General features: G+C 70.0%; 21 protein-coding genes and 1 riboswitch. Of the genes, 16 read left to right on the top strand and 5 right to left on the bottom strand.

Annotated elements, in window-relative coordinates:
- Window positions 1-185 precede the first annotated feature (185 nt).
- From coxB to B9S58_RS10590, 4 genes are all read left to right on the top strand, one after another.
- Window positions 186-1154, top strand: coding sequence for a cytochrome c oxidase subunit II (coxB, locus tag B9S58_RS10605; protein ID WP_103531860.1), 969 nt, complete (start codon window positions 186-188; stop codon window positions 1152-1154).
- Window positions 1151-2887, top strand: a complete 1737-nt coding sequence (gene ctaD / locus B9S58_RS10600) for a cytochrome c oxidase subunit I (protein ID WP_103531859.1) — start codon at window positions 1151-1153, stop codon at window positions 2885-2887. Before coxB ends, ctaD begins: the two co-directional genes overlap by 4 nt.
- On the top strand, window positions 2884-3282 hold the full coding sequence (locus B9S58_RS10595) for a cytochrome c oxidase subunit 4 (RefSeq protein WP_030086552.1): 399 nt from the start codon (window positions 2884-2886) through the stop codon (window positions 3280-3282). Before ctaD ends, B9S58_RS10595 begins: the two co-directional genes overlap by 4 nt.
- A 141-nt stretch (window positions 3283-3423) precedes the next feature.
- Window positions 3424-4677 (top strand): Ig-like domain-containing protein, encoded by a 1254-nt coding sequence (locus B9S58_RS10590; protein WP_103531884.1) that lies wholly within the window; start codon window positions 3424-3426, stop codon window positions 4675-4677.
- Window positions 4678-4732: 55 nt separating this feature from the next.
- Here B9S58_RS10590 and B9S58_RS10585 read toward each other — a convergent pair whose 3' ends face one another.
- Entirely contained in the window at window positions 4733-5134 is a 402-nt protein-coding gene (locus B9S58_RS10585; RefSeq protein ID WP_103531858.1) for a response regulator transcription factor, read from the bottom strand.
- Window positions 5135-5333: 199 nt separating this feature from the next.
- On the opposite strand from B9S58_RS10585, the gene B9S58_RS10580 reads away from it, so the two are divergent.
- The 6 genes from B9S58_RS10580 (at window position 5334) to B9S58_RS10555 (ending at window position 12516) form a co-directional block, all read left to right on the top strand.
- Window positions 5334-5954: a heme-copper oxidase subunit III gene (locus B9S58_RS10580; protein WP_103531857.1), complete on the top strand. Its 621-nt coding sequence runs from the start codon at window positions 5334-5336 to the stop codon at window positions 5952-5954.
- Between the two features lie 56 nt (window positions 5955-6010).
- Entirely contained in the window at window positions 6011-6820 is an 810-nt protein-coding gene (locus B9S58_RS10575; RefSeq protein ID WP_103531856.1) for a c-type cytochrome, read from the top strand.
- Window positions 6817-7869 (top strand): ubiquinol-cytochrome c reductase iron-sulfur subunit, encoded by a 1053-nt coding sequence (locus tag B9S58_RS10570; protein ID WP_103531855.1) that lies wholly within the window; start codon window positions 6817-6819, stop codon window positions 7867-7869. Before B9S58_RS10575 ends, B9S58_RS10570 begins: the two co-directional genes overlap by 4 nt.
- Window positions 7866-9515: a cytochrome bc complex cytochrome b subunit gene (locus tag B9S58_RS10565; protein WP_103531854.1), complete on the top strand. Its 1650-nt coding sequence runs from the start codon at window positions 7866-7868 to the stop codon at window positions 9513-9515. Before B9S58_RS10570 ends, B9S58_RS10565 begins: the two co-directional genes overlap by 4 nt.
- 123 nt (window positions 9516-9638) lie before the next feature.
- Window positions 9639-10703 carry an anthranilate phosphoribosyltransferase gene (gene trpD, locus B9S58_RS10560; RefSeq protein ID WP_103531853.1) on the top strand — a complete coding sequence of 355 codons (1065 nt, stop codon included), beginning with the start codon at window positions 9639-9641 and terminating at the stop codon, window positions 10701-10703.
- A gap of 106 nt (window positions 10704-10809) precedes the next feature.
- Window positions 10810-10927, top strand: a riboswitch (SAM riboswitch).
- A gap of 206 nt (window positions 10928-11133) precedes the next feature.
- On the top strand, window positions 11134-12516 hold the full coding sequence (locus tag B9S58_RS10555; protein ID WP_103531852.1) for an aminotransferase class V-fold PLP-dependent enzyme: 1383 nt from the start codon (window positions 11134-11136) through the stop codon (window positions 12514-12516).
- 99 nt (window positions 12517-12615) lie between these two features.
- Here the strand turns inward: B9S58_RS10555 and B9S58_RS10550 are convergent, their stop codons facing one another.
- A complete protein-coding gene (locus B9S58_RS10550) occupies window positions 12616-12897 on the bottom strand; it encodes an Lrp/AsnC family transcriptional regulator (RefSeq protein WP_003969641.1) in 282 nt (93 codons plus the stop codon).
- Complete coding sequence (locus B9S58_RS10545; RefSeq protein ID WP_103531851.1) at window positions 12894-13649, bottom strand: rhomboid family intramembrane serine protease; 756 nt, start codon at window positions 13647-13649, stop codon at window positions 12894-12896. Before B9S58_RS10545 ends, B9S58_RS10550 begins: the two co-directional genes overlap by 4 nt.
- A 193-nt stretch (window positions 13650-13842) precedes the next feature.
- Between B9S58_RS10545 and B9S58_RS10540 the strand changes: the two genes are divergently transcribed.
- The 5 genes from B9S58_RS10540 (at window position 13843) to B9S58_RS10520 (ending at window position 19367) form a co-directional block, all read left to right on the top strand.
- Entirely contained in the window at window positions 13843-14085 is a 243-nt protein-coding gene (locus B9S58_RS10540; protein ID WP_103531850.1) for a hypothetical protein, read from the top strand.
- A 38-nt stretch (window positions 14086-14123) separates the two neighbouring features.
- Complete coding sequence (locus B9S58_RS10535) at window positions 14124-15485, top strand: NYN domain-containing protein (RefSeq protein WP_103531849.1); 1362 nt, start codon at window positions 14124-14126, stop codon at window positions 15483-15485.
- 291 nt (window positions 15486-15776) lie between these two features.
- Window positions 15777-16802, top strand: a complete 1026-nt coding sequence (locus B9S58_RS10530; RefSeq protein ID WP_103531848.1) for an NlpC/P60 family protein — start codon at window positions 15777-15779, stop codon at window positions 16800-16802.
- 263 nt (window positions 16803-17065) lie between these two features.
- Entirely contained in the window at window positions 17066-18094 is a 1029-nt protein-coding gene (locus tag B9S58_RS10525) for a C40 family peptidase (protein ID WP_103531847.1), read from the top strand.
- Between the two features lie 16 nt (window positions 18095-18110).
- Window positions 18111-19367 carry a hypothetical protein gene (locus B9S58_RS10520; RefSeq protein WP_103531846.1) on the top strand — a complete coding sequence of 419 codons (1257 nt, stop codon included), beginning with the start codon at window positions 18111-18113 and terminating at the stop codon, window positions 19365-19367.
- Here B9S58_RS10520 and B9S58_RS10515 read toward each other — a convergent pair.
- On the bottom strand, window positions 19343-20611 hold the full coding sequence (locus tag B9S58_RS10515) for a glycosyltransferase 87 family protein (RefSeq protein WP_103531845.1): 1269 nt from the start codon (window positions 20609-20611) through the stop codon (window positions 19343-19345). The two genes, B9S58_RS10520 and B9S58_RS10515, sit on opposite strands and share 25 nt — an antisense overlap.
- 170 nt (window positions 20612-20781) lie before the next feature.
- On the opposite strand from B9S58_RS10515, the gene B9S58_RS10510 reads away from it, so the two are divergent.
- Window positions 20782-21924 carry a glycosyltransferase family 4 protein gene (locus B9S58_RS10510; protein ID WP_103531883.1) on the top strand — a complete coding sequence of 381 codons (1143 nt, stop codon included), beginning with the start codon at window positions 20782-20784 and terminating at the stop codon, window positions 21922-21924.
- Between the two features lie 68 nt (window positions 21925-21992).
- Here the strand turns inward: B9S58_RS10510 and B9S58_RS10505 are convergent, their stop codons facing one another.
- Window positions 21993-23789 (bottom strand): long-chain fatty acid--CoA ligase, encoded by a 1797-nt coding sequence (locus B9S58_RS10505; RefSeq protein ID WP_103531844.1) that lies wholly within the window; start codon window positions 23787-23789, stop codon window positions 21993-21995.
- Between the last annotated feature and the right edge of the window lie 161 nt (window positions 23790-23950).

Below are 23950 nucleotides of genomic sequence, written 5' to 3'. Positions count from 1 at the left end.
CCGGATTCCACTCCATGGGGGTGTCGGGCGGCGCGTTGGGCACCCTCCCCGCGCGACCCCAAATAGCGTCCAGTAGGGTTTGGTCCGCATAAACATCCAAACCCCTGCCCGCGTCAGGGCCGGCGACCGACCAGAGACATACGGGCGCGCCGACCGTGCGGGCGAGACTCTCGGGAAGGCGCTACGTGAGTCCCAACGGCTCCGACCGCTCGTCGCGGCGCCCGATGCGGCGGAAGCTGCCGCAGGTGCTGACTGCGGGCCTGGTCCTGGCGACGGCCTCCGGTTGTTCATACAACTGGGAGGATTTCCCTCGCCTCGGAATGCCCACACCGGTAACGGAAGAGGCCCCTCGGATCCTCTCCCTCTGGCAAGGCTCGTGGGCGGCAGCGCTCATCACGGGTGTCCTTGTCTGGGGGCTGATCCTCTGGAGCGTCTTCTTCCACCGGCGTAGCCGGACCAAGGTGGAGGTACCTCCGCAGACCAGGTACAACATGCCCATCGAGGCGTTGTACACAGTGGTTCCCCTCATCATCGTCTCGGTGCTCTTCTACTTCACCGCGCGAGACGAGTCGAAGCTCCTCGAGCTCTCCGAAAAGCCCGCCCACACCATCAACGTGGTCGGCTTCCAGTGGAGCTGGGGCTTCAACTACATCGAGAAGGTGGATGGCCAGCCCGCGGCGGGCCCCGAGATCCCCAAGGAACTCGACGCCATCCCCGACCGGTTCCGCGAGGACTTCCCCGAGGGCGCCGGCGGCGTCTACGACGTGGGCATCCCCGGGACCCGCAATCCGCAGAACGGCAACCCGGGTCCGACCCTGTGGCTGCCGAAGGGGGAGAAGGTCCGCTTCGTCCTCACTTCGCGTGACGTCATCCATTCCTTCTGGGTGGTGCCGTTCCTCATGAAGCAGGACGTCATCCCGGGCCACACCAACGCGTTCGAGGTCACTCCCAACCGGGAGGGCACCTTCATGGGCAAGTGCGCAGAGCTCTGTGGCGCCGACCACTCCCGGATGCTCTTCAACGTCAAGGTCGTCTCCCCGGAGCGTTACCAGCAGCACCTCAAGGAGCTGGCTGAGAAGGGTCAGACGGGCTACGTGCCGGCAGGCATCGCGCAGACCGACCCGGCCAGGAATGCGGAGAAGAACCAACTGTGAGCATCCTCAACGAACCCCAGGGTGCCGCTCCGGCAGACGACTCGTACGAGGACGAGCTGCCCATGCGGCGCAAGCAGCCGGGAAACATCGTCGTGAAGTGGCTGACCACCACCGACCACAAGACGATCGGTACGCTCTACCTGATCACGTCGTTCGCGTTCTTCTGCATCGGCGGACTCATGGCGCTCTTCATGCGCGCCGAGCTGGCCCGTCCCGGCACGCAGATCATGTCGAACGAGCAGTTCAACCAGGCGTTCACGATGCACGGCACGATCATGCTGCTGATGTTCGCGACGCCGCTGTTCGCCGGATTCGCGAACTGGATCATGCCGCTGCAGATCGGCGCGCCCGACGTGGCGTTCCCGCGGCTGAACATGTTCGCGTACTGGCTGTACCTCTTCGGCTCGCTCATCGCGGTGGCCGGCTTCCTCACCCCGCAGGGTGCGGCCGACTTCGGCTGGTTCGCCTACTCCCCGCTCTCGGACGCGGTCCGGTCGCCGGGCGTCGGCGCCGACATGTGGATCATGGGTCTGGCCTTCTCCGGCTTCGGCACGATCCTCGGTTCGGTCAACTTCATCACCACGATCATCTGCATGCGCGCACCCGGCATGACGATGTTCCGCATGCCGATCTTCACCTGGAACGTCCTGCTGACCGGTGTCCTGGTCCTGCTGGCCTTCCCGGTGCTCGCCGCCGCGCTCTTCGCGCTGGAGGCCGACCGAAAATTCGGCGCGCATATCTTCGACTCCGCCAATGGCGGCGCATTGCTCTGGCAACACCTCTTCTGGTTCTTCGGCCATCCAGAGGTGTACATCATCGCTCTACCGTTCTTCGGAATCATTTCCGAGGTCATCCCGGTATTCAGCCGCAAGCCGATGTTCGGCTACATCGGTCTGATCTCCGCGACGATCGCCATCGCCGGCCTTTCCGTGACGGTGTGGGCGCACCACATGTACGTCACGGGGGGTGTGCTGTTGCCGTTCTTCTCCTTCATGACGTTCCTCATCGCCGTGCCGACAGGCGTGAAGTTCTTCAACTGGATCGGCACGATGTGGAAGGGATCGTTGTCCTTCGAGACACCGATGCTCTGGGCCGTCGGCTTCCTGATCACCTTCACCTTCGGTGGTCTGACCGGCGTCATCCTCGCCTCGCCCCCGATGGACTTCCACGTCTCGGACTCGTACTTCGTCGTCGCGCACTTCCACTACGTCATCTTCGGCACCGTGGTCTTCGCGATGTTCTCCGGATTCCACTTCTGGTGGCCGAAGTTCACCGGCAAGATGCTGGACGAGCGGCTCGGCAAGATCACGTTCTGGACGCTGTTCGTGGGCTTCCACGGCACGTTCCTGGTGCAGCACTGGCTCGGTGCCGAGGGCATGCCGCGTCGCTACGCGGACTATCTCGACGCCGACGGCTTCACCGCGCTGAACACGATCTCGACGATCTCCTCGTTCCTGCTCGGCCTGTCGATGCTGCCGTTCTTCTACAACGTCTGGAAGACCGCGAAGTACGGCAAGAAGATCGAGGTCGACGACCCGTGGGGCTACGGCCGTTCGCTGGAGTGGGCGACCTCCTGCCCGCCGCCGCGGCACAACTTCCTCACCCTGCCGCGGATCCGTTCCGAATCCCCGGCGTTCGACCTGCACCACCCGGAGATCACGGCGCTCGAACAGCTCGATCATCTCTCGGAGCCGGACAAGGCCCTCGCCGGCGGCAAGGAGGCAGGCAAGTGAAGATCCAGGGACAGATGTTCATCTGGCTGAGCGTCTTCATCCTCGCCATGGCCGCGGTGTACGGCCTGTGGTCGAAGGAGCCGGTCGGCACCACGGCGCTCTTCCTGGCCTTCGGGCTGTCCATCATGATCGGCTTCTACCTGGCCTTCACGGCCAACCGGGTCGACGCGATGGCCCAGGACAACAAGGAAGCGGACGTCGCCGACGAGGCGGGCGAGCTGGGGTTCTTCTCCCCGCACAGCTGGCAGCCGCTCTCGCTGGCGGTCGGTGGCGCCTTCGCCTTCATGGGCGTCGTCTTCGGCTGGTGGCTCCTGTACTTCTCCGCCCCCCTGCTCCTGATCGGCCTCTTCGGCTGGGTCTTCGAGTACTACCGGGGCGAGAACCGCACCCAGTGACACCGCACTCCGTGACACCGCACCACGGGTGACACGCGCTACACCACGAAGGGCCCGCATCGCCGACAGCGACGCGGGCCCTTCGCTCGTTTGCAGTCATTGAACGCGCTGGAACGGACGAACCTTCCTAGCGTGGAACGCATGAACCACACGCCGCGCATCCGCACCGTAGTGAGCTGCACCCTGCTGGTCGTGACCCTCGCCGCGGGTGCGACCGCATGTGGCTCGCCCGACGGCCACCCGCTCTCGACGAAGCCTTTCGACGCGGGCGACCAGGTCTCCTTCAACGGCCCCTCCAAAAAGGAGAAGGCCGACCCCGACAAGCCCCTGGAAGTCACCGTCAAGGGGGACGACGGGCGCATCACCGACGTCAGCGCCGTGGACACCGGCGGCCGCCACCTCGCGGGAGAGCTCTCCGCCGACGGGAAGCGCTGGCGCTCCACCGCTCCGCTCGCGGCCGGCACCGGATACACCGTCAGGGTCGCCATGGAGAACAGCGACGGCGCCCCAGGCGTCCGTACGCTCTCCTTCGACACCTCCTCGCCCGAGAAGCTGCTGAAGGTCGCCTTCGGCCCGCAGGAGGGCACCTACGGCGTCGGACAGCCCATCACGGCGGAACTCAGCGCTCCGATCACCGACAAGGCGGCCAGAGCCACCGTCGAGCGAGCCCTGAAGGTCCGCTCCACCCCGGCGGTCACCGGCTCCTGGCACTGGGTCGACGACAAGAAGCTGCACTACCGCCCGAAGGAGTACTGGCCCGCGAACGCCACCATCGAGGTGCGCTCCAACCTGGCGGGCATCAAGGTGACCAACGCCCTTCACGGAGCCGAGGCCAAGCCCCTGAAGCTCGCCACGGGCGACCGGATCGAGGCCGTCACCGACGCCTCGGACCACTCGTTGACCGTGCTCCGCAACGGAGAAGTGATCAATACCATTCCGGTCACCACCGGCAAGCCCGGCTTCTCCACCCGCAACGGTGTCAAGGTGGTGCTCGCCAAGGAGCAGTTCGTACGGATGCGCGGGGAGAGCATCGGCATCGCTGCCGGCTCCTCGGAGTCGTACGACCTGCCGGTCTACTGGGCCACCCGGGTGACCTGGAGCGGCGAGTACGTGCACGCCGCCCCCTGGTCCACGGGCTCCCAGGGCTACGCCAATGTCAGCCACGGCTGCACCGGTATGAGCACCGGCAACGCCAAGTGGTTCTTCGACACCGTGCGCGAGGGTGACATCGTCAGGGTCGTCGGCAGCGCGGGCGAGGACATGGACCCGTTCGGCAACGGGTTCGGCGACTGGAACCTCTCCTGGGAGGAGTGGCGGAAGGGCAGCGCCCTCCACGAAGGAGCGCCGGACAGCCCCCAGACCCTCCAGGCCGCCCGGCTGCGCCCCCACGTCTGACCCGGCCGGAAGCGCCCCGCGGTGCGGACGTCCCTCAGCGGGCCACCGGGGTTCCTCAGGCCTCCACGGCAAGTCGGTGGCGCAGCAACGCCGCCAGGGCGTCGGCGAACTCCACCGGGTCCACCGGGAGCGTCACAGCGGCCTCCGCACGGCTCCAGGTGGCCAGCCACGCGTCCTGAGGGCGGCCGATCAGCAGGAGCACCGGCGGGCAGTGGAAGATCTCGTCCTTGATCTGGCGGCAGACGCCCATGCCGCCGACGGGAGCCGTCTCCCCGTCCAGCACGCAGACGTCGACGCCGCCCTTGTCCAGCGCCGCGAGGACGGCCGGAAGCGTCGCGCACTCCAGGAACTCGACGGGTGGGACGTCCGCGGCAGGCCTGCGACCGGCTGCCAGCCTCACCTGCTCGCGGATGTTGGCGTCGTCGCTGTAGACCAGGACCGTGGCGGTCGCCTGCATTGTTCCTCCGTGACATCGACGTCGTCGGGGCTCTCGGGGCATGAACCGATGCGCGGATCGTACTCCGCCCGACCGGCCGTCAGCACCGGTAATGGCCACGATTCGATGGGCCGTTCGGCGCAGAGCGCGACCCCTGCAGACGGTACGGACACACCGAACGGCACCCCCCGGGGTGAGGGCGGGATAAGGGACCGACATAATGTCGGTCGTGGCGACAGCAACGACAGTAGAAACCGGGCACGCGCACCCGTCGGTCAATCGACCGAACCTCACCAGCGTCGGAACCATCATCTGGTTGGCATCCGAGCTGATGTTCTTCGCGGCCCTCTTCGCGATGTACTTCACCCTGCGATCGGTGATGGGACCCGATTACTGGAAGGAGATGGCCAGTCATCTGAACTTCCCGTTCGCGGCCACGAACACCACGATCCTGGTGCTTTCCTCACTCACCTGCCAGCTCGGCGTCTTCGCCGCCGAGCGGGGCGACGTGAAGAAGCTCCGCACCTGGTTCATCGTGACGTTCGTGATGGGCGCGATCTTCATCGGCGGTCAGGTCCTGGAGTATGTGGAACTGGTCAAGGAGGCGGGGCTCTCCCTCTCGTCCGACCCGTACGGCTCGGTGTTCTACATGACCACCGGCTTCCATGGTCTGCACGTGACAGGCGGTCTCATCGCCTTCCTGCTGGTCCTCGGCAGAACGTACGCGGCCAAGAGGTTCACCCATGACCAGGCCACCGCCGCCATCGTCGTGTCCTACTACTGGCACTTCGTCGATGTCGTCTGGATCGGCCTGTTCGCAACGATCTACATGATCAAGTAACCGGGACTCGCACCCGCCCACCATCGACGCAGAAGATCCTGACACCGGGGTAATCCGTGAAAAAGCTCTCCGCACGACGACGCCATCCGCTGGCGGCGGTCGTCGTACTACTCCTCGCGCTGGCGGCTACCGGGGGGCTGTACGCCGCGTTTGCGCCTGCGGGCAAGGCGCAGGCCGATGAAACCGCCCAGTCCCTCGCCATCGAAGAGGGCAAGAAGCTCTACGCCGTAGGCTGCGCCAGCTGCCACGGAACCGGCGGTCAGGGCACCACCGACGGGCCGTCCCTCGTGGGCGTGGGCTCCGCCGCCGTCGACTTCCAGGTCGGTACGGGCCGTATGCCCGCGCAGCAGCGGGGCGCCCAGGTACCGAAGAAGAAGGTCATCTACACCCAGGCGGAGATCGACCAGCTCGCGGCGTACGTCGCGTCGCTCGGCGCCGGTCCGATCACGCCGACCGACAAGCAGGTCGACCCGGCGGGCGCTGACATCGCCAACGGCGGCGAACTGTTCCGCACCAACTGCGCCCAGTGCCACAACTTCACCGGTAAGGGCGGAGCCCTGACGGAGGGCAAGTACGCCCCCGACCTCGAAGGCGTGAGCCCGAAGCACATCTACGAGGCCATGCAGACCGGCCCGCAGAGCATGCCCTCCTTCCCCGACACGACGATGCCGGGGCAGGAGAAGAAGGACATCATCGCGTACATCGAGTCCGTGAACGGTGACGAGACGGAGAGCCCCGGCGGCCTGGCCCTCGGCGGTCTCGGTCCGGTCAGCGAAGGTCTGTTCGCCTGGATCTCCGGACTCGGCGCGCTCGTCGCAGTCGCCGTTTGGGTCGCGGCCCACACTGCTAAGGCCAAGAAGTCATGAGTAGCCAACAGATTCCAGAAGACAGCCTGCCCGTGGCGCAGGAGACCGCGCACGGCGCGGTGGAGCAGCACGACGACCCGTTCGCCGACCCGGGGCTGCCGGCCCACCAGCCGCGCATCCAGGACCTCGACGAACGCGCCGCGAACCGCTCGGAGCGCGCCGTCGCGTTCATGTTCACCCTCTCGATGCTGGCGACGGTGGGCTTCATCGCCTCCTACGTCATCTTCCCGGTGGACAAGATCGTCTACATCTGGCCCTTCGGCCATGTGAGCCCGCTCAACTTCTCCCTGGGTCTCACCCTGGGCGCGGCGCTCTTCTTCATCGGCGCGGGAGCCGTCCACTGGGCGCGCACCCTGATGTCCGACGTCGAGGTCGCCGCCGACCGGCACCCGATCGAGGCCGAGCCCGAGGTCAAGGCCCAGGTCATGGCCGACTTCGCGGCTGGCGCCGAGGAGTCCGCGCTCGGTCGGCGCAAGCTGATCCGCAACACCATGTTCGGCGCGCTGGCCCTGGTGCCGCTCTCCGGTGTGGTCCTGCTGCGCGACCTCGGTCCGCTGCCGGAGAAGAAGCTCCGGACCACCCTGTGGGCGGAGGGCAAAGAGCTCATCAACATGAACACGATGAAGCCGCTGCGCCCCGAGCACATCACGGTCGGGTCGCTGGCCTTCGCCATGCCCGAGGGGCTCGACCCGGAGTCGCACGACTTCCAGACGCAGATGGGCAAGGCGGCCCTGATGATCGTCCGCATCGAGCCGGACGACATCAAGGACAAGCGCCAGCGGGACTGGGCCCACGAGGGCATCGTCGCGTTCTCCAAGATCTGCACTCACGTCGGCTGCCCGATCAGCCTGTACGAGCAGCAGACGCACCACGTGCTCTGCCCGTGCCACCAGTCCACCTTCGACCTCTCCGACGGCGCTCGCGTCATCTTCGGTCCGGCCGGCCACCCCCTTCCGCAGCTGCGGATCGGTGTCAACAGCGAGGGCAACCTCGAGGCGCTCGGCGACTTCGACGAGCCCGTCGGTGCTGCCTTCTGGGAGCGCGGATGAGTACTGCACCAAAGAACCCCTCGGCCGACGAACCGGCGGGCGGACGCAAGGCTCCGGCCGGCGAGCGGGTGGCCGACTGGGCGGACGGCCGACTGGGCATCTACGGCCTGGCCAAGGCCAACATGCGCAAGATCTTCCCGGACCACTGGTCCTTCATGCTCGGTGAGGTCGCGCTCTACAGCTTCATCATCATCATCCTCACGGGTGTGTATCTGACGCTGTTCTTCCAGCCGAGCATGGGCGAGATCGTCTACCACGGTCCGTACGAGCCCATGCAGGGCATCCGGATGTCCGAGGCCTACGCCTCGACCCTGAAGATCAGCTTCGAGATCCGCGGTGGTCTGCTCGTGCGGCAGATCCACCACTGGGCCGCGCTGATCTTCCTGGCCGCCATGTTCGTGCACATGATGCGCGTCTTCTTCACGGGCGCCTTCCGCAAGCCGCGCGAGATCAACTGGCTCTTCGGCTTCCTGCTGTTCGTGCTCGGCATGTTCACCGGGTTCACCGGCTACTCCCTCCCGGACGACCTGCTCTCCGGTACGGGTGTCCGCTTCACCCAGGGCGCGATCCTGTCCGTGCCGATCGTCGGTACGTACATCTCGATGTTCCTGTTCGGCGGCGAGTTCCCCGGCCACGACTTCGTGGCCCGGTTCTACTCGATCCACATCCTGCTGCTCCCGGGCATCATGCTCGGCCTGCTGGTGGCGCACCTGATCCTGGTCTTCTACCACAAGCACACGCAGTTCGCTGGTCCCGGCCGGACCAACAAGAACGTCGTCGGCATGCCGCTGCTGCCCGTCTACATGGCGAAGGCCGGAGGGTTCTTCTTCCTCGTCTTCGGCGTCATCGCGGTCATCTCGGCCATCGCCACGATCAACCCGATCTGGGCGCTCGGTCCGTACCGCGTCGACCAGGTGTCCACCGGCGCCCAGCCCGACTGGTACATGGGCTTCGCCGAGGGGCTGGTCCGTGTCATGCCGGGCTGGGAGATCAACCTGTGGGGCCACACGCTCGCCCTGGGCGTGTTCATCCCGCTGGTCGGCTTCGGCGTGGTCCTCACCGCGATCGCGGTGTACCCGTTCATCGAGTCCTGGATCACCGGCGACAAGCGCGAGCACCACATCCTGGACCGTCCGCGCAACGCCCCGACCCGTACGGGCTTCGGCGTCGCCTGGATCACGGCGTACTTCATCGGCCTCGTCGGCGGTGGGAACGACCTGTGGGCCACGCACTTCCACCTGTCGATCAACGCGATCACCTGGTTCGTCCGGATCTTCTTCTTCGCCGGACCGGTCATCGCGTTCATCGTCACCAAGCGGATCTGCCTCGGCCTCCAGCGCCGCGACCGGGAGAAGGTGCTGCACGGTCGCGAGACCGGCATCATCAAGCGCCTGCCGCACGGTGAGTTCGTCGAGATCCACGAGCCGCTCAGCCCCGCGCAGCTGCACACGCTCACGGCGCACGAGCAGTACCAGCCGCTCGAACTCGGCCCCGCGGTCGACGAGAACGGCGTCAAGCGCAAGATCTCCCCGGTGCAGAAGCTGCGCGCCAAGCTCAGCAAGGGGTACTTCGCCGAGGGGAACCAGATCCCCAAGGCCACCCCCGAGGAGTTCAAGGAGATCAGCGAGAGCCACGGCCACCACTGATCACCTGAACCGGTCGCCACCGTGAGAGCCCCGTCCATTCGATGGACGGGGCTCTTCGCGGTCCCCCCGGCTGGATAGGGTGGAGCCATCTTTCCTGACCGGCTGTGGACCCTGGAGCGGACCATGAACGTTGTGACCCCGAACGGCGGCGACAGCGTGGCGGACCGTTCCTGGCCCGGCATCCTGAACCCCCTGCTGCGCGGCGAGAACCTCGGCTCCGAGGAGACTGCCTGGGCCATGGACCGCATCATGAGCGGCGAGGCCACCGACGCGCAGATCGCCGGGTTCGCCGTAGCGCTGCGGGCCAAGGGCGAGACCGTCGACGAGGTCACCGGACTGGTCCGCGCGATGTACGCCCACGCCAACACCATCCAGGTGCCGGGCCGCACCGTCGACATCGTCGGCACCGGCGGCGACCTCGCCAGGACGGTCAACATCTCGACCATGTCCGCGATCGTCATCGCCGGCACCGGCGCCAAGGTGGTCAAGCACGGCAACCGGGCGTCCTCCTCCGCCAGCGGCTCCTCCGACGTACTGGAGAAGCTCGGCGTCAACCTGGAGCTGACCCCGCAGCGGGTGGTCGAGGTCGCCGAAGCGGCGGGCATCACCTTCTGCTTCGCCGTGAAGTTCCACCCCGCCCTGCGGTACGCCGCCAAGGCCCGCAAGGAACTCGGCGCGCAGACCACGTTCAACATCCTGGGCCCCCTCACCAACCCGGCCCAGGTCCGGGCCCAGGCGGTCGGCGTCGCCGACGCCCGGATGGCGCCCATCGTCGCGGGCGTGCTGGCCGACCGGGGCAACTCGGCGCTGGTCTTCCGCGGCGACGACGGGCTCGACGAGCTGACCACCACCGCCACCTCCCGGGTCTGGGTGGTCCGCGACGGAGAGGTCCGCGAGGAGCCCTTCGACCCGCGCGACGTCGGGCTGACCGTCGTCCCCGTCGAGGCGCTGCGCGGCGCCGACGCCTCGTACAACGCCGATGTGGCCCGCCGCCTGCTGGACGGCGAGGGCGGCGCGGTCCGCGAGGCGGTGCTGCTCAACTCGGCGGCGGCCCTGGTCGCCCTGGACCCCGGCCCCGGCACGCTGACCGAGCAGCTCGCGGCGAAGATCGCGGTGGCGGCCGAGGCCATCGACTCCGGGGCCGCCAAGCGGGCGCTGGAGCGCTGGATCGCGGCCAGCAACGCCTGAGCACGGCGGAGAGGCACCTCTGGAGCACACGGTGTGGCGCGGGGCGCAGTCCGGATACCGGACTGCGCCCTTGCGCGTGTGCACACGTATGGCAAGATGCTGCGCAGGTCATGAGTGACAGCGACTACGGCCCCGGCCCGCTGTCCGGCAACCCTCCGTCCGTGGCGGGGTGCCCCGGGTGAAGACCAGGCCGCAGGCAGCGAGGTCTGCGGCAAGCGCGGGCCCCTCGGCATCCAGCGGATGCCAGCCCCCGGGGTCCTGGTCCCTAGGGAGCCTCTTGTGAGCAAGCGAATGCGTTAGGGCTGAACGCCCTCCTTCAGCACACTCTTTTCCTTCCTTGTCCTGCGCTGCCGCGTACCCGCCGGCGCCGACTGTGCTTATCCGGGGGTGACCCCCGGGCCCCTTCGCCTGCCTGTTACGGGAGTTCGCCATGCCTGTCCCCACCGCCGCCCTCGACTCGTCGGTTTGTCCCCCGCTGCCTGTTCTGGGGCAGAACGTCACTGTCCCGCTCGTCACCGGCGGTGAGGTCACCTACGCCGCGCTCGACTACGCCGCCAGCGCGCCGGCCCTTCAGCGGGTCTGGGACGACGTCGCCGCGTACGCCCCGTACTACGGCAGCGTCCACCGCGGCGCCGGCTACCTCTCGCAGCTCTCCACCGACCTCTTCGAGAACAGCCGCCGCACGGTCGCGGAGTTCCTCGGCTGCCGCGCGGAGGACCAGGTAGTCTTCACCCGCTCCACGACCGACTCCCTCAACCTGCTGGCCGCCGCGATCCCCGCCGACTGCCAGGTGTTCGTGTACGAGACCGAGCACCACGCGTCCCTGCTGCCCTGGCGCGACGCCCAGGTCACCTACCTCAACGCGCCCCGTACCCCGGCCCAGGCCGTCGAGACCCTGGAGCGGGCGCTGGCCGGCCGCGACCCCTACGGCCCCGCCCTCGTCTGCGTCACCGGCGCCTCCAACGTGACCGGCGAGCTGTGGCCGGTGAAGGAACTGGCCGCCGCCGCCCACGCGCACGGCGCCCGCATCGTCCTGGACGCCGCCCAGCTCGCCCCGCACCACCCGGTGGACATCGCCGAACTGGACGTCGACTGGGTCGCGTTCTCCGGCCACAAGCTGTACGCGCCCTTCGGCTCCGGGGTCCTGGCCGGCCGCGCCGACTGGCTCCGGGCGGCCGAGCCGTACCTCGCCGGCGGCGGCGCGTCCCGCAAGGTCGCCCGGCGTGCCGACGGCGGGGTGGACGTCGACTGGCACACCACGGCCGCCCGCCACGAGGCCGGTTCGCCCAACGTCATCGGCGTCTACTCCATCGCCTCCGCCTGCAAGGCCCTGACCGAGGCGGGCTTCGAGGGCCTGGTAGCCCGGGAGCAGGAGCTCGTGGCCCGGGTCCGGGAAGGCCTCGCCGAGGTGCCCGAGGTGCAGGTGCTCTCGCTGTTCGGCGACGACGCGCCCCGGGTCGGCGTCATCTCCTTCGTGGTGCGCGGCTGGAACAGCTCGCACTTCGCCGCAGCCCTCTCCGCCGAGTACGGCATCGGCGTGCGCGACGGCCTCTTCTGCGCCCACCCGCTGGTGCGCACCCTGCTCGGCAGCGACCCGCGGGACCCGGGGGAGTGCGGCGCGCCGGAGGGCGGACCGGGCGAGCGGTCGCTGAACGCGATCCGCGTCAGTTTCGGTGCCGGTACGCCCGACGAGCACATCGACCGGTTCCTGGGCGCGGTCTCCGAGCTGGTCCGCGAGGGCGCCCGGTGGAACTACCGCACCGAGGACGGCCGCTGCGTCCCGGACCGGGGCGAGGCCGCGCAGGTCCGATAGGCCCCGCGAAACACCTCGGCCGGGGACAGGCAACGCGCCTGTCCCCGGCCGAGGCGCGTCGTCGGTGTGCCTTGGACCCGCCGGCAATTGGGGGTGGGTCTAAGCGTCGAGGCCGATGGCGAAGGCCGCTTCCAGATCGTGCTGGGAGTACGTACGGAACGCCACGTGGGTATCGGTGCCCTCGACGCCCGGGATCTTGCTGATCCGGCCGGGGATGACATCGGCGAGGTCGTCGTGCCTGGCGACCCGGACCATGGCGATCAGGTCGTAGGTGCCGGTGACGGAGAAGACCTCGCTGACACTGTCCAGCGCGGCGATGGCCTCGGCGATCTCCGGAATCCGGTCCACGCTGGTCTTGATGAGCACGATCGCGGTGATCACGGCTGGCTGTCTCCCTCGGTGGCCGTGGCTGGAACCCTTACTCTAGCCCTCCGCCCATAACACCCCCAGGCGTAGAGGAATCCGACGGCGAACCCGGCCACATGCGCCAGATACGCCACCCCGGGACCGCTGCCCGCCCCCTGCGCCGCCGCCCACTGGAGGGCGAACCAGAAGACCAGCACGATCCAGGCGGGGAAGCGCAGCGGCAGGAAGAAGAGAAACGGGAACAGACTGGTCACCCGGGCCTTGGGGAAGAGGTACAGGAACGCGCCGAGCACCGCGGAGATCGCCCCCGACGCCCCTACCAGCGTCTGCGCGGAGTCCGCGTGCGCCGCCGCGTAGCAGACCAGGGCCACATAGCCGCAGCCCACGTAGAACAGCGCGAACCGCACCCGGCCCATGCGCTCCTCGGCCATCGCGCCGAACACGTACAGGAACAGCAGGTTCCCCAGCAGGTGCAGCCAGCTGCCGTGCACGAACAGTGCGGTGAACGGCGTGATCAGCGCATGCGCGGAGACCTCCCACAGCTCCGCGGGGATCACCCCCCACCGCTCGAAGTACCCCGCCTGCGCGGCGAGCAGCGCGTCCTCGCTCCGGTGGGCGGCGCCACCGAACCCGGAGAGCGGACTGATCAGGAAGACCACACCGCAGGCGCCGATCAGTCCGTACGTGACCGGGGCGCCGGTCGACGCCGCCGCGCCCCGGATCCGCCCGGCCGCGGTCCGCCAGTCGGCCTGCCGCCACTCGATCATGTGCAGAGCATGACGTACCGGCTGAGAACGGGATGGAGCGCCTCGCCGTGCCGATGCCTATACGCGAGGCCGTAGGGTTACGCCAGGACTTCCGCAGTTCGACGGCGCACCGCGAGATCCTTGACGTAGACAGGTGGAGTCGCGGCGGCGCGCCCGGCGCGGGCTCCTGGAGACGACGAAAGAGGACGCAACGATGACGACGGTTCCCCTGCCGACCGACGGGACCCGCTGGCGCTGCACGCTGTGCGGCAATCTCACGCGCTTCGACGTGACCCGCTCCTCCAGGGTCGTGGAGTACGTGCACCTCGACCTGGCCGGTGAGTCGAGTGTCGAGGAGCGGGAGGTCGTCAGTGAGACCATCGAGTCGGTCCGCTGTCGTTGGTGCAATGCGGTGGACCAGATCGAACTGGTGGACAGGCCGGGTGCCGCCTCCTGAGGGGGCGCACCCATCACACATCTATGGGGTGACGGACGGTGGATCAGCCGACCAGCGGCGCCGGACCGGCCGACGCGGCCGACGGCGGTGCAGAGGCGCTCGGCCGTCCGCTGCCCGAGGGTGTGCGACGGCGGGTCATCGCGCTGGTCTCGGACGCCTTCGGCGGGCTGACCGTCGCCGAACTGCCCGCCCAGCTACGACAGTACGCCCGGTTCACCCCGACCCGGCGGGCCAAGTTCGCGGGGAACGCGATGGCCGCCGCACTGGAGAGCGACGCCCTCTTCCGGCAGCGGATCGGTGAGCGGCTGGCCCAGTCCCAGCCCGAGCTGACCGGTGCCCTGGAGGCGGGTTCGCCACCCGCCGCCGCCGATCCCCTCGATGTGGCCGCGGCCGCCTACGTGCTGCGTCCGGTCGGCTGGGTCAAGCTGGTGGAGTCGGCCGGCGAGGAGGTCCAGCGCGCCGACGCGGAACGGGCGGACGAGGAGACCCGGCGCGAACTGGAGCACCTGCGCGAGGAGCTGGCGCGGGCCCGCGCCCACACCCGCACCGAGACCGAGCGGCTGCGTACCGAGCTGGAGGCGGCACGCAAGGAGGCCGAGTCGCTGCACCGCAAGCTGCGCAGCGCGCTCAGCGAGGTGAAGCGCGGCGAGGCCGCCCTGCGCCGCGGCGCCGCCGAGGCCGACACCGCACGCGCGGATTCGGCCGCCCGGCTCTCCGTTGTGGAGAGCGAGTCGCGCCGGCTCAAGGGGCGCCTGGGGGAGGCCGAGGCGGCCCTGGAGGCGAGCCGCAGGGCCGCCCGGGAAGGCCGCTCCGTGGAGGACATGCGACTGCGGCTGCTCCTGGACACCGTGCTGGACGCGGCCTCGGGGCTGCGGCGGGAGCTGGCGCTCCCCCCGGCGACGACGCATCCCGCCGACACCGTGGACGCGGTGGAGCCGGGCCGGATGTCACCCAAGGACATTGCCGCCAGGGCCCTTTCGGAGACCGACCCGGCGCTGCTCGACCAGCTGCTGGCGCTGCCGCAGGCCCACCTCATCGTGGACGGCTACAACGTCACCAAGACCGGCTATCCGCAGATGCCGCTGGAGAAGCAGCGGTTGCGGCTGCTGGGCGGCCTCTCGGTGCTGGCGGCGCAGACCGGCGCGGAGATGACCTGCGTCTTCGACGGGGCCGAACTGGCCGCCCCGGTACTGCTGGCCCCGCCGCGGGGCGTGCGGGTGCTGTTCAGCAAGGCCGGGGTCACGGCGGACGAGCTGATCCGTCAACTGGCCCGCGCGGAACCGCCGGGGCGGCCCGTGGTGGTCGTCTCCACCGACCGTGAGGTGGCGGACGGCGTGGCGAAGGCCGGGGCGAGGCCGGTCGCGTCCGTCATGCTCCTCAAGCGCCTTTCACGCGTCTAGAGAGATATGCGCGGCATGTGTGGCATGCCGGATTTATGGGAACGTACCGTCAAGTCACCGCTACACGCGGTGGGGTGGGAGTAAAGAAGTGCCTGGTGTGACGAGAAAAATCCTGTGAGGATTTGAACTGATCACAAGATGGTCACTAGGGTCAGGCCTCGAACCTTCGCACGGTTGATCACCCATTGGGGGTGACGGCGAAGGAACCGCCGAGTCCGTCATGTGCACGGAGCCGGGGAATCCTTCCCCACATCCCGGTAGGCGGCTCTGAGGAAGAAGGAGCTCGCCTTCGTGGCGTCCCACCGTCGTCCCAAGCAGCCGAGCCGCACCCGCGTGACCGTGCTCACCGCGACCGCCGCTGCGGCCGTGGCCCTGACCTCCCAGGCCGCCCACGCCGACCCCAAGCCGAGCAAGAGCGAAGTCAAGGCGAAGGTCGACAAGCTCTACCACGAGGCCGAGGCGGCCACGGAGAAGTACAACGGGGCCAAGGAGCAGCAGGACAACCTGAAGAAGGAAGTCGACGCGCTCCAGGACAAGGTCGCGCGCGGTCAGGCGGAGCTCAACACGCTGCGCGGCGAACTCGGTTCGATCGCCACCGCGCAGTACCGCTCCGGCGGCATCGACCCCTCGGTGGCCCTGTTCCTCGCCTCGGACCCGGACAGCTTCCTCGACCAGGCCTCCGCGCTCGACCAGCTGACGGTCAAGCAGACGGAGTCGCTGCAGAAGATCCAGTCCAAGCAGCGCACCCTCGCCCAGCAGCGCAAGGAAGCCCAGGACAAGCTCGGCGACCTCGCCGACGTCCGTAAGGCGCTCGGCGAGAACAAGAAGAAGTACCAGGGCAAGCTGGCCGATGCCCAGCAGCTGCTCAACACGCTGACCCAGGCCGAGCGCGCCAAGATGCAGAAGGACGAGCAGCGCGCCAGCCGCGCCGCGGGCGACCGGGTCAAGCTCGGCAACGAGGCCCCCGCGTCCGGTCGTGGAGCCGCGGCCCTGGCCGCCGCCGCCACGCAGATCGGCAAGCCGTACGTCTCCGGCGGCTCGGGCCCCAACTCCTACGACTGCTCCGGGCTGACCCAGTGGGCCTTCGCCCAGGCCGGCGTCTCCATCACCCGGACCACGTTCACCCAGCACAACGACGGCACGAAGATCGGCCGCAGCCAGCTCAAGCCGGGCGACCTGGTCTTCTTCAACAACCTGGCGCACGTCGGCTTCTACGCCGGCAACAACCAGATCCTGCACGCCCCGAAGCCGGGCACCGTCGTCCGCTACGAGTCGATGGACTACATGGGCACCTTCCAGTTCGGCGTCCGCATCTGACGCCACGGCATGCCAACGGCACGCCACGGCACGCCCGAACGAGGGAATCGCCGCGCACCACGCTGACGCCCCGCCCCGCCGGAGACCAAGGTCACCGGCGGGGCGGCGGCGTCGGGGCCCCTTTCGCCACCGGCGCGGTCCTTGGCCGGCGCGTAGTCGTCCGATTACTGTCTGGCTGCTGTGCAGCTCCCGGTCTCCGTCCGCCCGCCCCGGGCGGCAGGGGCTGCGCACTACCGCGTCAGCGGAAGGGAGTGCGGCTACCTGTGGTGTCCCATCGCCGTTCCACACAGTCCGGCTTCAACAGAGGCGTCCGGGTCACGGTCATCTCGGCGGCCGCCGCCACCGCGGCGGCCACGCTGACCGGGGCACCGGCGAGCGCCGACCCGAAGGACACCCGGGAGACCGCCAAGGCCGCCGTCGACCGCCTCTACGGGGAGGCCGAGCAGGCCACCGAGCGGTTCAACGAGGCCGGGGAGCGCGTGGACCGGCTGCGCGGCGAGGCGGACCGCGCCCTGGACGCCACGGCCCGGGGCCAGGAACGCGTCAACCGGATGCGCGACGCGCTCGGCGCCATGGCGGGCGCCCAGTACCGCACCGGCTCGATCGATCCGGCGCTCGCGCTGCTGCTCTCCGCCGACCCGGACACCTACCTGGAGCGGGCCGCCACCCTCGACCGGGCCGGCGCCCACCAGGCGATGACCCTGGACAAACTGCGGCACGCCCAGCGCAAGATCGCCCAGACCCGCGCCGAGGCCACCCACGCCCTGACCGAGCTGGAGCGCAACCGGGCCGCCGTCACCCGCCACAAGCGCGCCGTCGAGGGCAAACTCCGCGAGGCCCGCCGGCTGCTCGACTCACTGCCGTCCGAGGAACGCGCCTCGTTCGACCGGGCCTCCCGCACCGGACGCGACGGACTGCCCGACCTCTCCGGCGTCGCCCCCGGCTCCGGCCGTGCGATGTCCGCCGTGGCCGCCGCCCACCAGGCGCTCGGCAGACCCTACGTCTGGGGCGCCAACGGGCCCTCCGGATTCGACTGTTCCGGCCTGATGCAGTGGGCCTACGCCCAGGCCGGGGTGAGCCTGCCCCGCACCTCCCAGGCCCAGCGCCACGCGGGCCGCATGGTGCCGCTCTCCCAGGCGCTCCCCGGAGACCTGGTCGCCTACCGCGCGGACGCCAGCCACATCGGCATGTACGTCGGCAACGGCCAGGTCATCCACGCCCCCTACCCGGGCGCCCCGGTCCGCTACGATCCGGTCGGCATGATGCCGGTCTCCTCGGTCACCCGGATCTGACCGTACGATCGGCAGGGTGGCCGTACGAGGACGTGACGCGCGCGGGGGAGGCACCCGGGGACGGCGGCGTGCGGCGGGCCCGCTGCTCGCCGCGCTCCTGACCGCGTCCGCCTGCACGGCCCCCGCCGACCCGGACACCTTCCTCACCACCGGCGCCCTCGACGCCACCCTGGAGCGCCGTGCGGCGGCCGTCCTCGCCCGCGACCCGGCGGGCTACCTCGACGCACTCGCCCCGGACGCCGCGAAGCTGCGGGCCACCCAGCGCACCGAGCTGGACCGGCTCGCCGACGTGCCGCTGAAGTCCTGGACCTACGACGTCAAGGGCGTCACCGAGCAGGACGGGCAGTGGGCCACCGCCGACGTGGAGCTGCGCTACCGGATCGCCGGGTACGACACCGCCCCGGTCGCCACCCGCCGCGTCCTGGAGCTGATGCGGGACGGCGATCGCTGGTACATCACCGCGGACCGGCCCGCCAAGGGCGCCTCCGGGCAGCTGTGGCAGCAGGGGGACGTGACGGTCGTCGAGGGCGCCCACAGCATCGTCCTGGGCGTCGGACGGCCCGAGAGCGAGCTGCGCCAGATCGCCGACACCGTGGACCTCGCCCTGCCGGCGGTCTCGGACGCCTGGCCGAGGCCCTGGACCCGCCGGGTGGTGGTCCTCGTCCCGGACTCCGTCGAGGACATGGCGGGCCTGCTGGGCTCCAAGGAGGCCGACTACCGGGGCATCGCCGCCGTCACCACCGGCGAGGTCGGCGGCACCGGCAAGCGCCCGGCCCTCGCCGACCGGGTGATCGTCAACCCGCAGGCGTACGCCACTCTGGGCAGTTTCGGGCAGCGGATCGTCCTGACCCACGAGACGACCCATGTCGCCACCCGGACCAGCACCTCCACTGCCACCCCCGTCTGGCTCTCCGAGGGCTTCGCCGACTGGACCGCCTACCGGGGCGAGGACCGCGCCGCCGACACGATCGCCCCCGAACTGGCCGACGCCGTCCGCGGCGGCGAGACCCCCGCCGACCTCCCCGCCGACCCGGACTTCGGCTTCGACGGCGACCCCGCGAAGCTCGCCAGGGCCTACGAAGGCGGCTGGCTGGCCTGTGAGCTGATCGCGGAGCGGTGGGGCAAGGAGAAGCTGATCGCCTTCTACGAGACCGTCGGCGCGCACGACGGGCGCGACGGGGCGGTGGAACAGGCGCTGAACGCGGTGCTCGACACCACACCCGAGCAGTTCACCGCCGACTGGCGCGACTACCTCGCCACCCGGCTCGGCTGACCCCCGCCCGCCACCAGGGACTTCGCCACCCCGCGCCGCGCCCCCGGCACCGTCGACCGCCACAGCCGCCGCGCCGCGATCAGCGAGGCCGCCACCAGCAGCCCGTTCCGTACGAGAAGGAGCGTCACGCCCCACGCGTCGCTCGCCACCACATGGCCGAAGCCGATCGGGAACTCCAGCAGCGTCACGCCCGCCGCCACCAGCACCAGGACCGCCGGAAGCGTCATCGCGGCCGCCCGGAACGCCAGACACACCGCCGCGAGCCCGACCAGCCACACCACGTACTGCGGGCTGATCACCCGGCTGGTGACCGTGAACAGCAGCACCGCCGTGAACGCCGCCTCGGCCGGGGTGTGCGCCGCGAACGCCCCCGCCCGCAGTCGCCACAGCACCAGCCAGCCCAGCGCCAGGCCCCCGAGCCCCAGCGCCAGCGTCGACACCAGCTCCACCTGCGGGCCGAGGAACTCCAGCGAGCCGTAGCGCAGCTCCACCCGCCCCTCCCAGCCGAACTGCCGCGCCACATGGAAGACCAGCGCCCCCAGCGACTCGACCTCGGTGCCCCGGTCCCGCTGGAAGGCCAGGAACGCGTACGCCCCCGGCATCCACAGGGCGAACGCCGCCGCGAGCCCCACCGTCGTCAGCGCCGCCGCCGCCCAGGCCGCCCGCGTCGGACGCCCCTTCCGCACCCCCACCAGCAGCAGCACCGGCCACCCCTTCAGCAGGGCCCCGAGCGCGGCCAGCGCTCCCAGCGCACGCGGGTGACGCACCCCCGCCAGCAGTGCCGCCACCGCGACCGCCGTCACCATCAGGTCGTAGCGGGCGTAGACCGTCGGCCCCAGCAGCGGCACCCCCACGATCCACACCCACGCACCCGCCGCCCTCATCCCCGGCCGTCGCCCCGCGTACAGCAGCAGCCCCAGCACCAGCGCGTCGCAGAGCAGCACGAGGACGAAGAACGCCGCCGCGTACTCCAGGAACGGCAGCAGGGCCGGGGAGAGGACCGCCAGGGCCGCGCCGGGCGGGTACTGCCAGGTGACGTCGTCCAGCGGATACGTGCCGGTGAGCAGGACCTCGTACCAGTTCCGGTAGATCACCGACACGTCCACCGTGACGTCCGGGCCGGGCACCGTGACCACCTTGAACACACAGGCCAGCAGCCAGGCCCGGGTCAGCGTCCACACCGCGTACGGCCACGGCCCGGCGCCGGTGGGTGCTCGGCTTCGCTTGAGCAGGGGAGACCCCATCCGCCTCAGCCCTCCGCCTTGCAGCTGCACACACCCAGCACCGCTCCTTCTCCCACCCCCCCATTGCCGGTGGGTCTCAGTCGTCCCCCGCCGGGTCTCCCGGCGGCCCATGATGCCGGGGGCCGTGCGCGGGAGCGGTGAAGCGCGGCCGTTCGGTACTGTCGGCGTCGATGGACAAGACCCTGATCGTGACCAACGACTTCCCGCCCCGCCCCGGTGGCATCCAGGCGTTCCTGCACAACATGGCGCTGCGCCTGGATCCCGACCGGGTCGTCGTCTACGCCTCCACCTGGAAGCGCGGCGAGGAGGGCGCGGCGGCCACCGCCGCCTTCGACGCCGAGCAGCCGTTCACCGTGGTCCGCGACCGGACGACGATGCTGCTGCCGACCCCGCGCGTCACCCGCCGGGCCACCGCCCTGCTGCGCGAACACGGCTGCACCTCCGTCTGGTTCGGCGCGGCCGCCCCGCTCGGCCTGATGGCCCCCGCGCTGCGCCGCGCGGGCGCCCGGCGACTGGTGGCCACCACCCACGGGCACGAGGCCGGCTGGGCGCAACTGCCCGCCTCCCGGCAGCTGCTGCGCCGGATCGGCGATGCCACGGACACGATCACCTATCTCGGTGAGTACACCCGCTCCCGGATCGCCGCGGCCCTCACCCCGGACGCGGCCGGCCGCATGGTGCAACTGCCGCCCGGCGTCGACGAGAAGACCTTCCACCCGGCGTCCGGCGGCGACCGGGTCCGGGCCCGCCTCGGGCTCTCCGACCGCCCGGTGGTCGTCTGCGTATCCCGCCTGGTGCCGCGCAAGGGCCAGGACACGCTGATCCTGGCCATGCCCGCGATCCTCGCGCAGATCCCGGACGCGGTGCTGCTGATCGTCGGCGGCGGACCGTACGCCAGGGACCTGAAGCGGCTCGCGGCGGAGACCGGGGTGCAGGACTCGGTGCGCTTCACCGGGCCGGTGCCCTGGGCCGAGCTGCCCGCGCACTACGGGGCCGGGGACGTCTTCGCCATGCCGTGCCGCACCCGGCGCGGGGGGCTCGACGTGGAGGGCCTCGGGATCGTCTACCTGGAGGCGTCGGCGACCGGACTGCCCGTGGTGGCCGGTGACTCGGGCGGCGCCCCGGACGCGGTGCTCGACGGCGAGACCGGGTGGGTGGTGCGCGGCGGCAGCGCCGAGGAGTCGGCGGACCGGATCGTGACGCTGCTCGGCGACCCGGAGCTGCGGCAGCGGATGGGGGAGCGGGGCCGGGCCTGGGTCGAGGAGAAGTGGCGCTGGGACCTGCTGGCGGAGAAGCTCAAGACCTTGCTGTGAGACGGCCGTACGACGGAGGGCCCGCGCCTGATGACCAGGCGCGGGCCCCTCCTTGCGCGTAACACCGCTCAGGTGCGGTAGATCGACTCCACCTCGTCCGCGAAGTCCTTCGCCACCACGTTCCGCTTCAGCTTCAGCGACGGCGTGATGTGGCCCGCCTCCTCGGTGAACTGGGCGGGCAGGATGCGGAACTTGCGCACCGACTCGGCCTTGGAGACCGCCGCGTTGCCGTCGTCCACCGCCCGCTGCACCTCGGCGAGCAGCTCCGCGTCCTCGCGCAGCGACAGGGCCGTCGAGCCGGCCGGCCTGCCGTGCTCCTCGGCCCAGCGGCCCAGGAACTCCTCGTCCAGGGTGACCAGCGCGCCGACGAACGGGCGGCCGTCGCCGACCACCATGCACTCGGCGACCAGGGCGTGCGCGCGGATGCGGTCCTCGATCACCGCCGGGGCGACGTTCTTGCCGCCCGCCGTCACGATGATCTCCTTCTTGCGGCCGGTGATCGCGAGGTAGCCGTCCTCGTCGAGCGTGCCGATGTCCCCGGTGTGGAACCAGCCGTCGGCCAGTGCCTCGGCCGAGGCGGCCTCGTTCTTCCAGTACCCGGTGAACAGGTGCTCGCCGTGCAGCAGCACCTCGCCGTCGTCCGCGATCCGCACCACGGACCCGGGCAGCGGCTGGCCGACCGTGCCGATCTTCTGCCGGTCCCACGGGTTGAACGCGGTCGCCGCGCAGGACTCGGTCAGGCCGTAGCCCTCCAGGACCGTGAAGCCGATGCCCCGGTAGAAGTGCCCGAGCCGTTCGCCCAGCGGGGCGCCGCCGGAGATCGCGTGCTCGCCCCGGCCGCCGAGCACCGCGCGCAGCTTCCCGAAGACCAGCTTGTCGAAGAGCCTGTGCTTGAGCTTCAGCCCCAGCGAGGGGCCTCCCGGGGTGCTCAGCGCCCGGCTGTAGGCGATCGCCGTGTCGGCGGCCCGGTCGAAGATCTTGCCCTTGCCGTCCGCCTGCGCCTTCGCTCGGGCCGCGTTGTAGACCTTCTCGAAGACCCGGGGCACGCCCAGGATCAGCGTCGGCCGGAACGAGGCCAGCTCGTCGGTGAGGTTCTTGATGTCGGGGACGCAGCCGAGCCTGATCGGGGCCATCACCGCTGCCACCTCGACCAGCCGGCCGAAGACGTGCGCGGCGGGTAGGAACAGCAGCACCGAGCACTCGCCCGTACGGAACAGCGGCTTCAGCCGCTCCACCACGTTGCCGCACTCCGCGAAGAAGCTGCGGTGGGTGAGCACACAGCCCTTCGGGCGGCCCGTGGTGCCCGAGGTGTAGACGATCGTCGCCGGGTCGTCCGCCTTGGCGCTGCGCGTCCGCAGGTCCATGGTCTCCTCCGAGACCTCGGCCCCCGCCGTGCCCAGCGCCTCCACGGCGCCCGCGTCGATCTGCCAGACATGTGCGAGATCCGGCAGCGCGTCCCGTACGGAGGCCACGGACGCGGCGTGCGCGTCGCTCTCCACGAGCACCGCCACCGCCCCGGAGTCACCGAGGATCCACTGCACCTGCTCGGCGGAGCTGGTCTCGTACACCGGCACGGTCACCGCGCCCGCGCTCCAGATCGCGAAGTCCAGCAGCACCCACTCGAATCGGGTGCGCGACATCAGGGCGACCCGGTCGCCGGGCTGCACGCCCGAGGCGATCAGCCCTTTGGCGGCGGCTCTCACCTCGGCCAGGAACTGCGTGGCACTGACGTCCGTCCAGACGCCGGCCACCTTGCGGCTCATCACCGCGACGTCGGGATGCTGAGCGGCATTGCGGCGGATGAGATCCGTCAGATTGCCGTCCGTCGGGACCTCGTACAGGGCCGGAAGGCTGAACTCGCGCAAGACTGCTGCTCCTCATCGGGCTCCGGTACCACGGCTCTGTGTGACGCACCGGCTGCGGTCCAAGAATGGCGGGTACTCAGTGGGGTGAGCACGAATGGACTGCCCGGACGTTACCCACCAGTACTCGGTTCCGGATAGGGGGTTCCGGCCAGATGTCTTAT

The sequence above is a fragment of the Streptomyces sp. SM11 genome (assembly GCF_002910905.1).
In the GTDB taxonomy this organism is placed as follows: Bacteria; Actinomycetota; Actinomycetes; order Streptomycetales; family Streptomycetaceae; genus Streptomyces.
Note: the sequence above shows the minus strand (reverse complement) of the source record. Positions and strands in the feature narration are given on the sequence as shown.

Excerpts from the sequence above, each read along its gene's own strand:
- B9S58_RS10565 (WP_103531854.1), top strand. The coding sequence starts at position 7,866 with ATGAGTACTGCACCAAAGAACCCCTCGGCCGACGAACCGGCGGGCGGA.
- B9S58_RS10545 (WP_103531851.1), bottom strand. The coding sequence starts at position 13,649 with ATGATCGAGTGGCGGCAGGCCGACTGGCGGACCGCGGCCGGGCGGATC.
- B9S58_RS10510 (WP_103531883.1), top strand. The coding sequence starts at position 20,782 with ATGGACAAGACCCTGATCGTGACCAACGACTTCCCGCCCCGCCCCGGT.
- B9S58_RS10570 (WP_103531855.1), top strand. The coding sequence starts at position 6,817 with ATGAGTAGCCAACAGATTCCAGAAGACAGCCTGCCCGTGGCGCAGGAG.
- B9S58_RS10580 (WP_103531857.1), top strand. The coding sequence starts at position 5,334 with ATGTCGGTCGTGGCGACAGCAACGACAGTAGAAACCGGGCACGCGCAC.
- B9S58_RS10585 (WP_103531858.1), bottom strand. The coding sequence starts at position 5,134 with ATGCAGGCGACCGCCACGGTCCTGGTCTACAGCGACGACGCCAACATC.
- B9S58_RS10540 (WP_103531850.1), top strand. The coding sequence starts at position 13,843 with ATGACGACGGTTCCCCTGCCGACCGACGGGACCCGCTGGCGCTGCACG.
- B9S58_RS10590 (WP_103531884.1), top strand. The coding sequence starts at position 3,424 with ATGAACCACACGCCGCGCATCCGCACCGTAGTGAGCTGCACCCTGCTG.
- B9S58_RS10515 (WP_103531845.1), bottom strand. The coding sequence starts at position 20,611 with ATGGGGTCTCCCCTGCTCAAGCGAAGCCGAGCACCCACCGGCGCCGGG.
- B9S58_RS10555 (WP_103531852.1), top strand. The coding sequence starts at position 11,134 with ATGCCTGTCCCCACCGCCGCCCTCGACTCGTCGGTTTGTCCCCCGCTG.
- trpD (WP_103531853.1), top strand. The coding sequence starts at position 9,639 with ATGAACGTTGTGACCCCGAACGGCGGCGACAGCGTGGCGGACCGTTCC.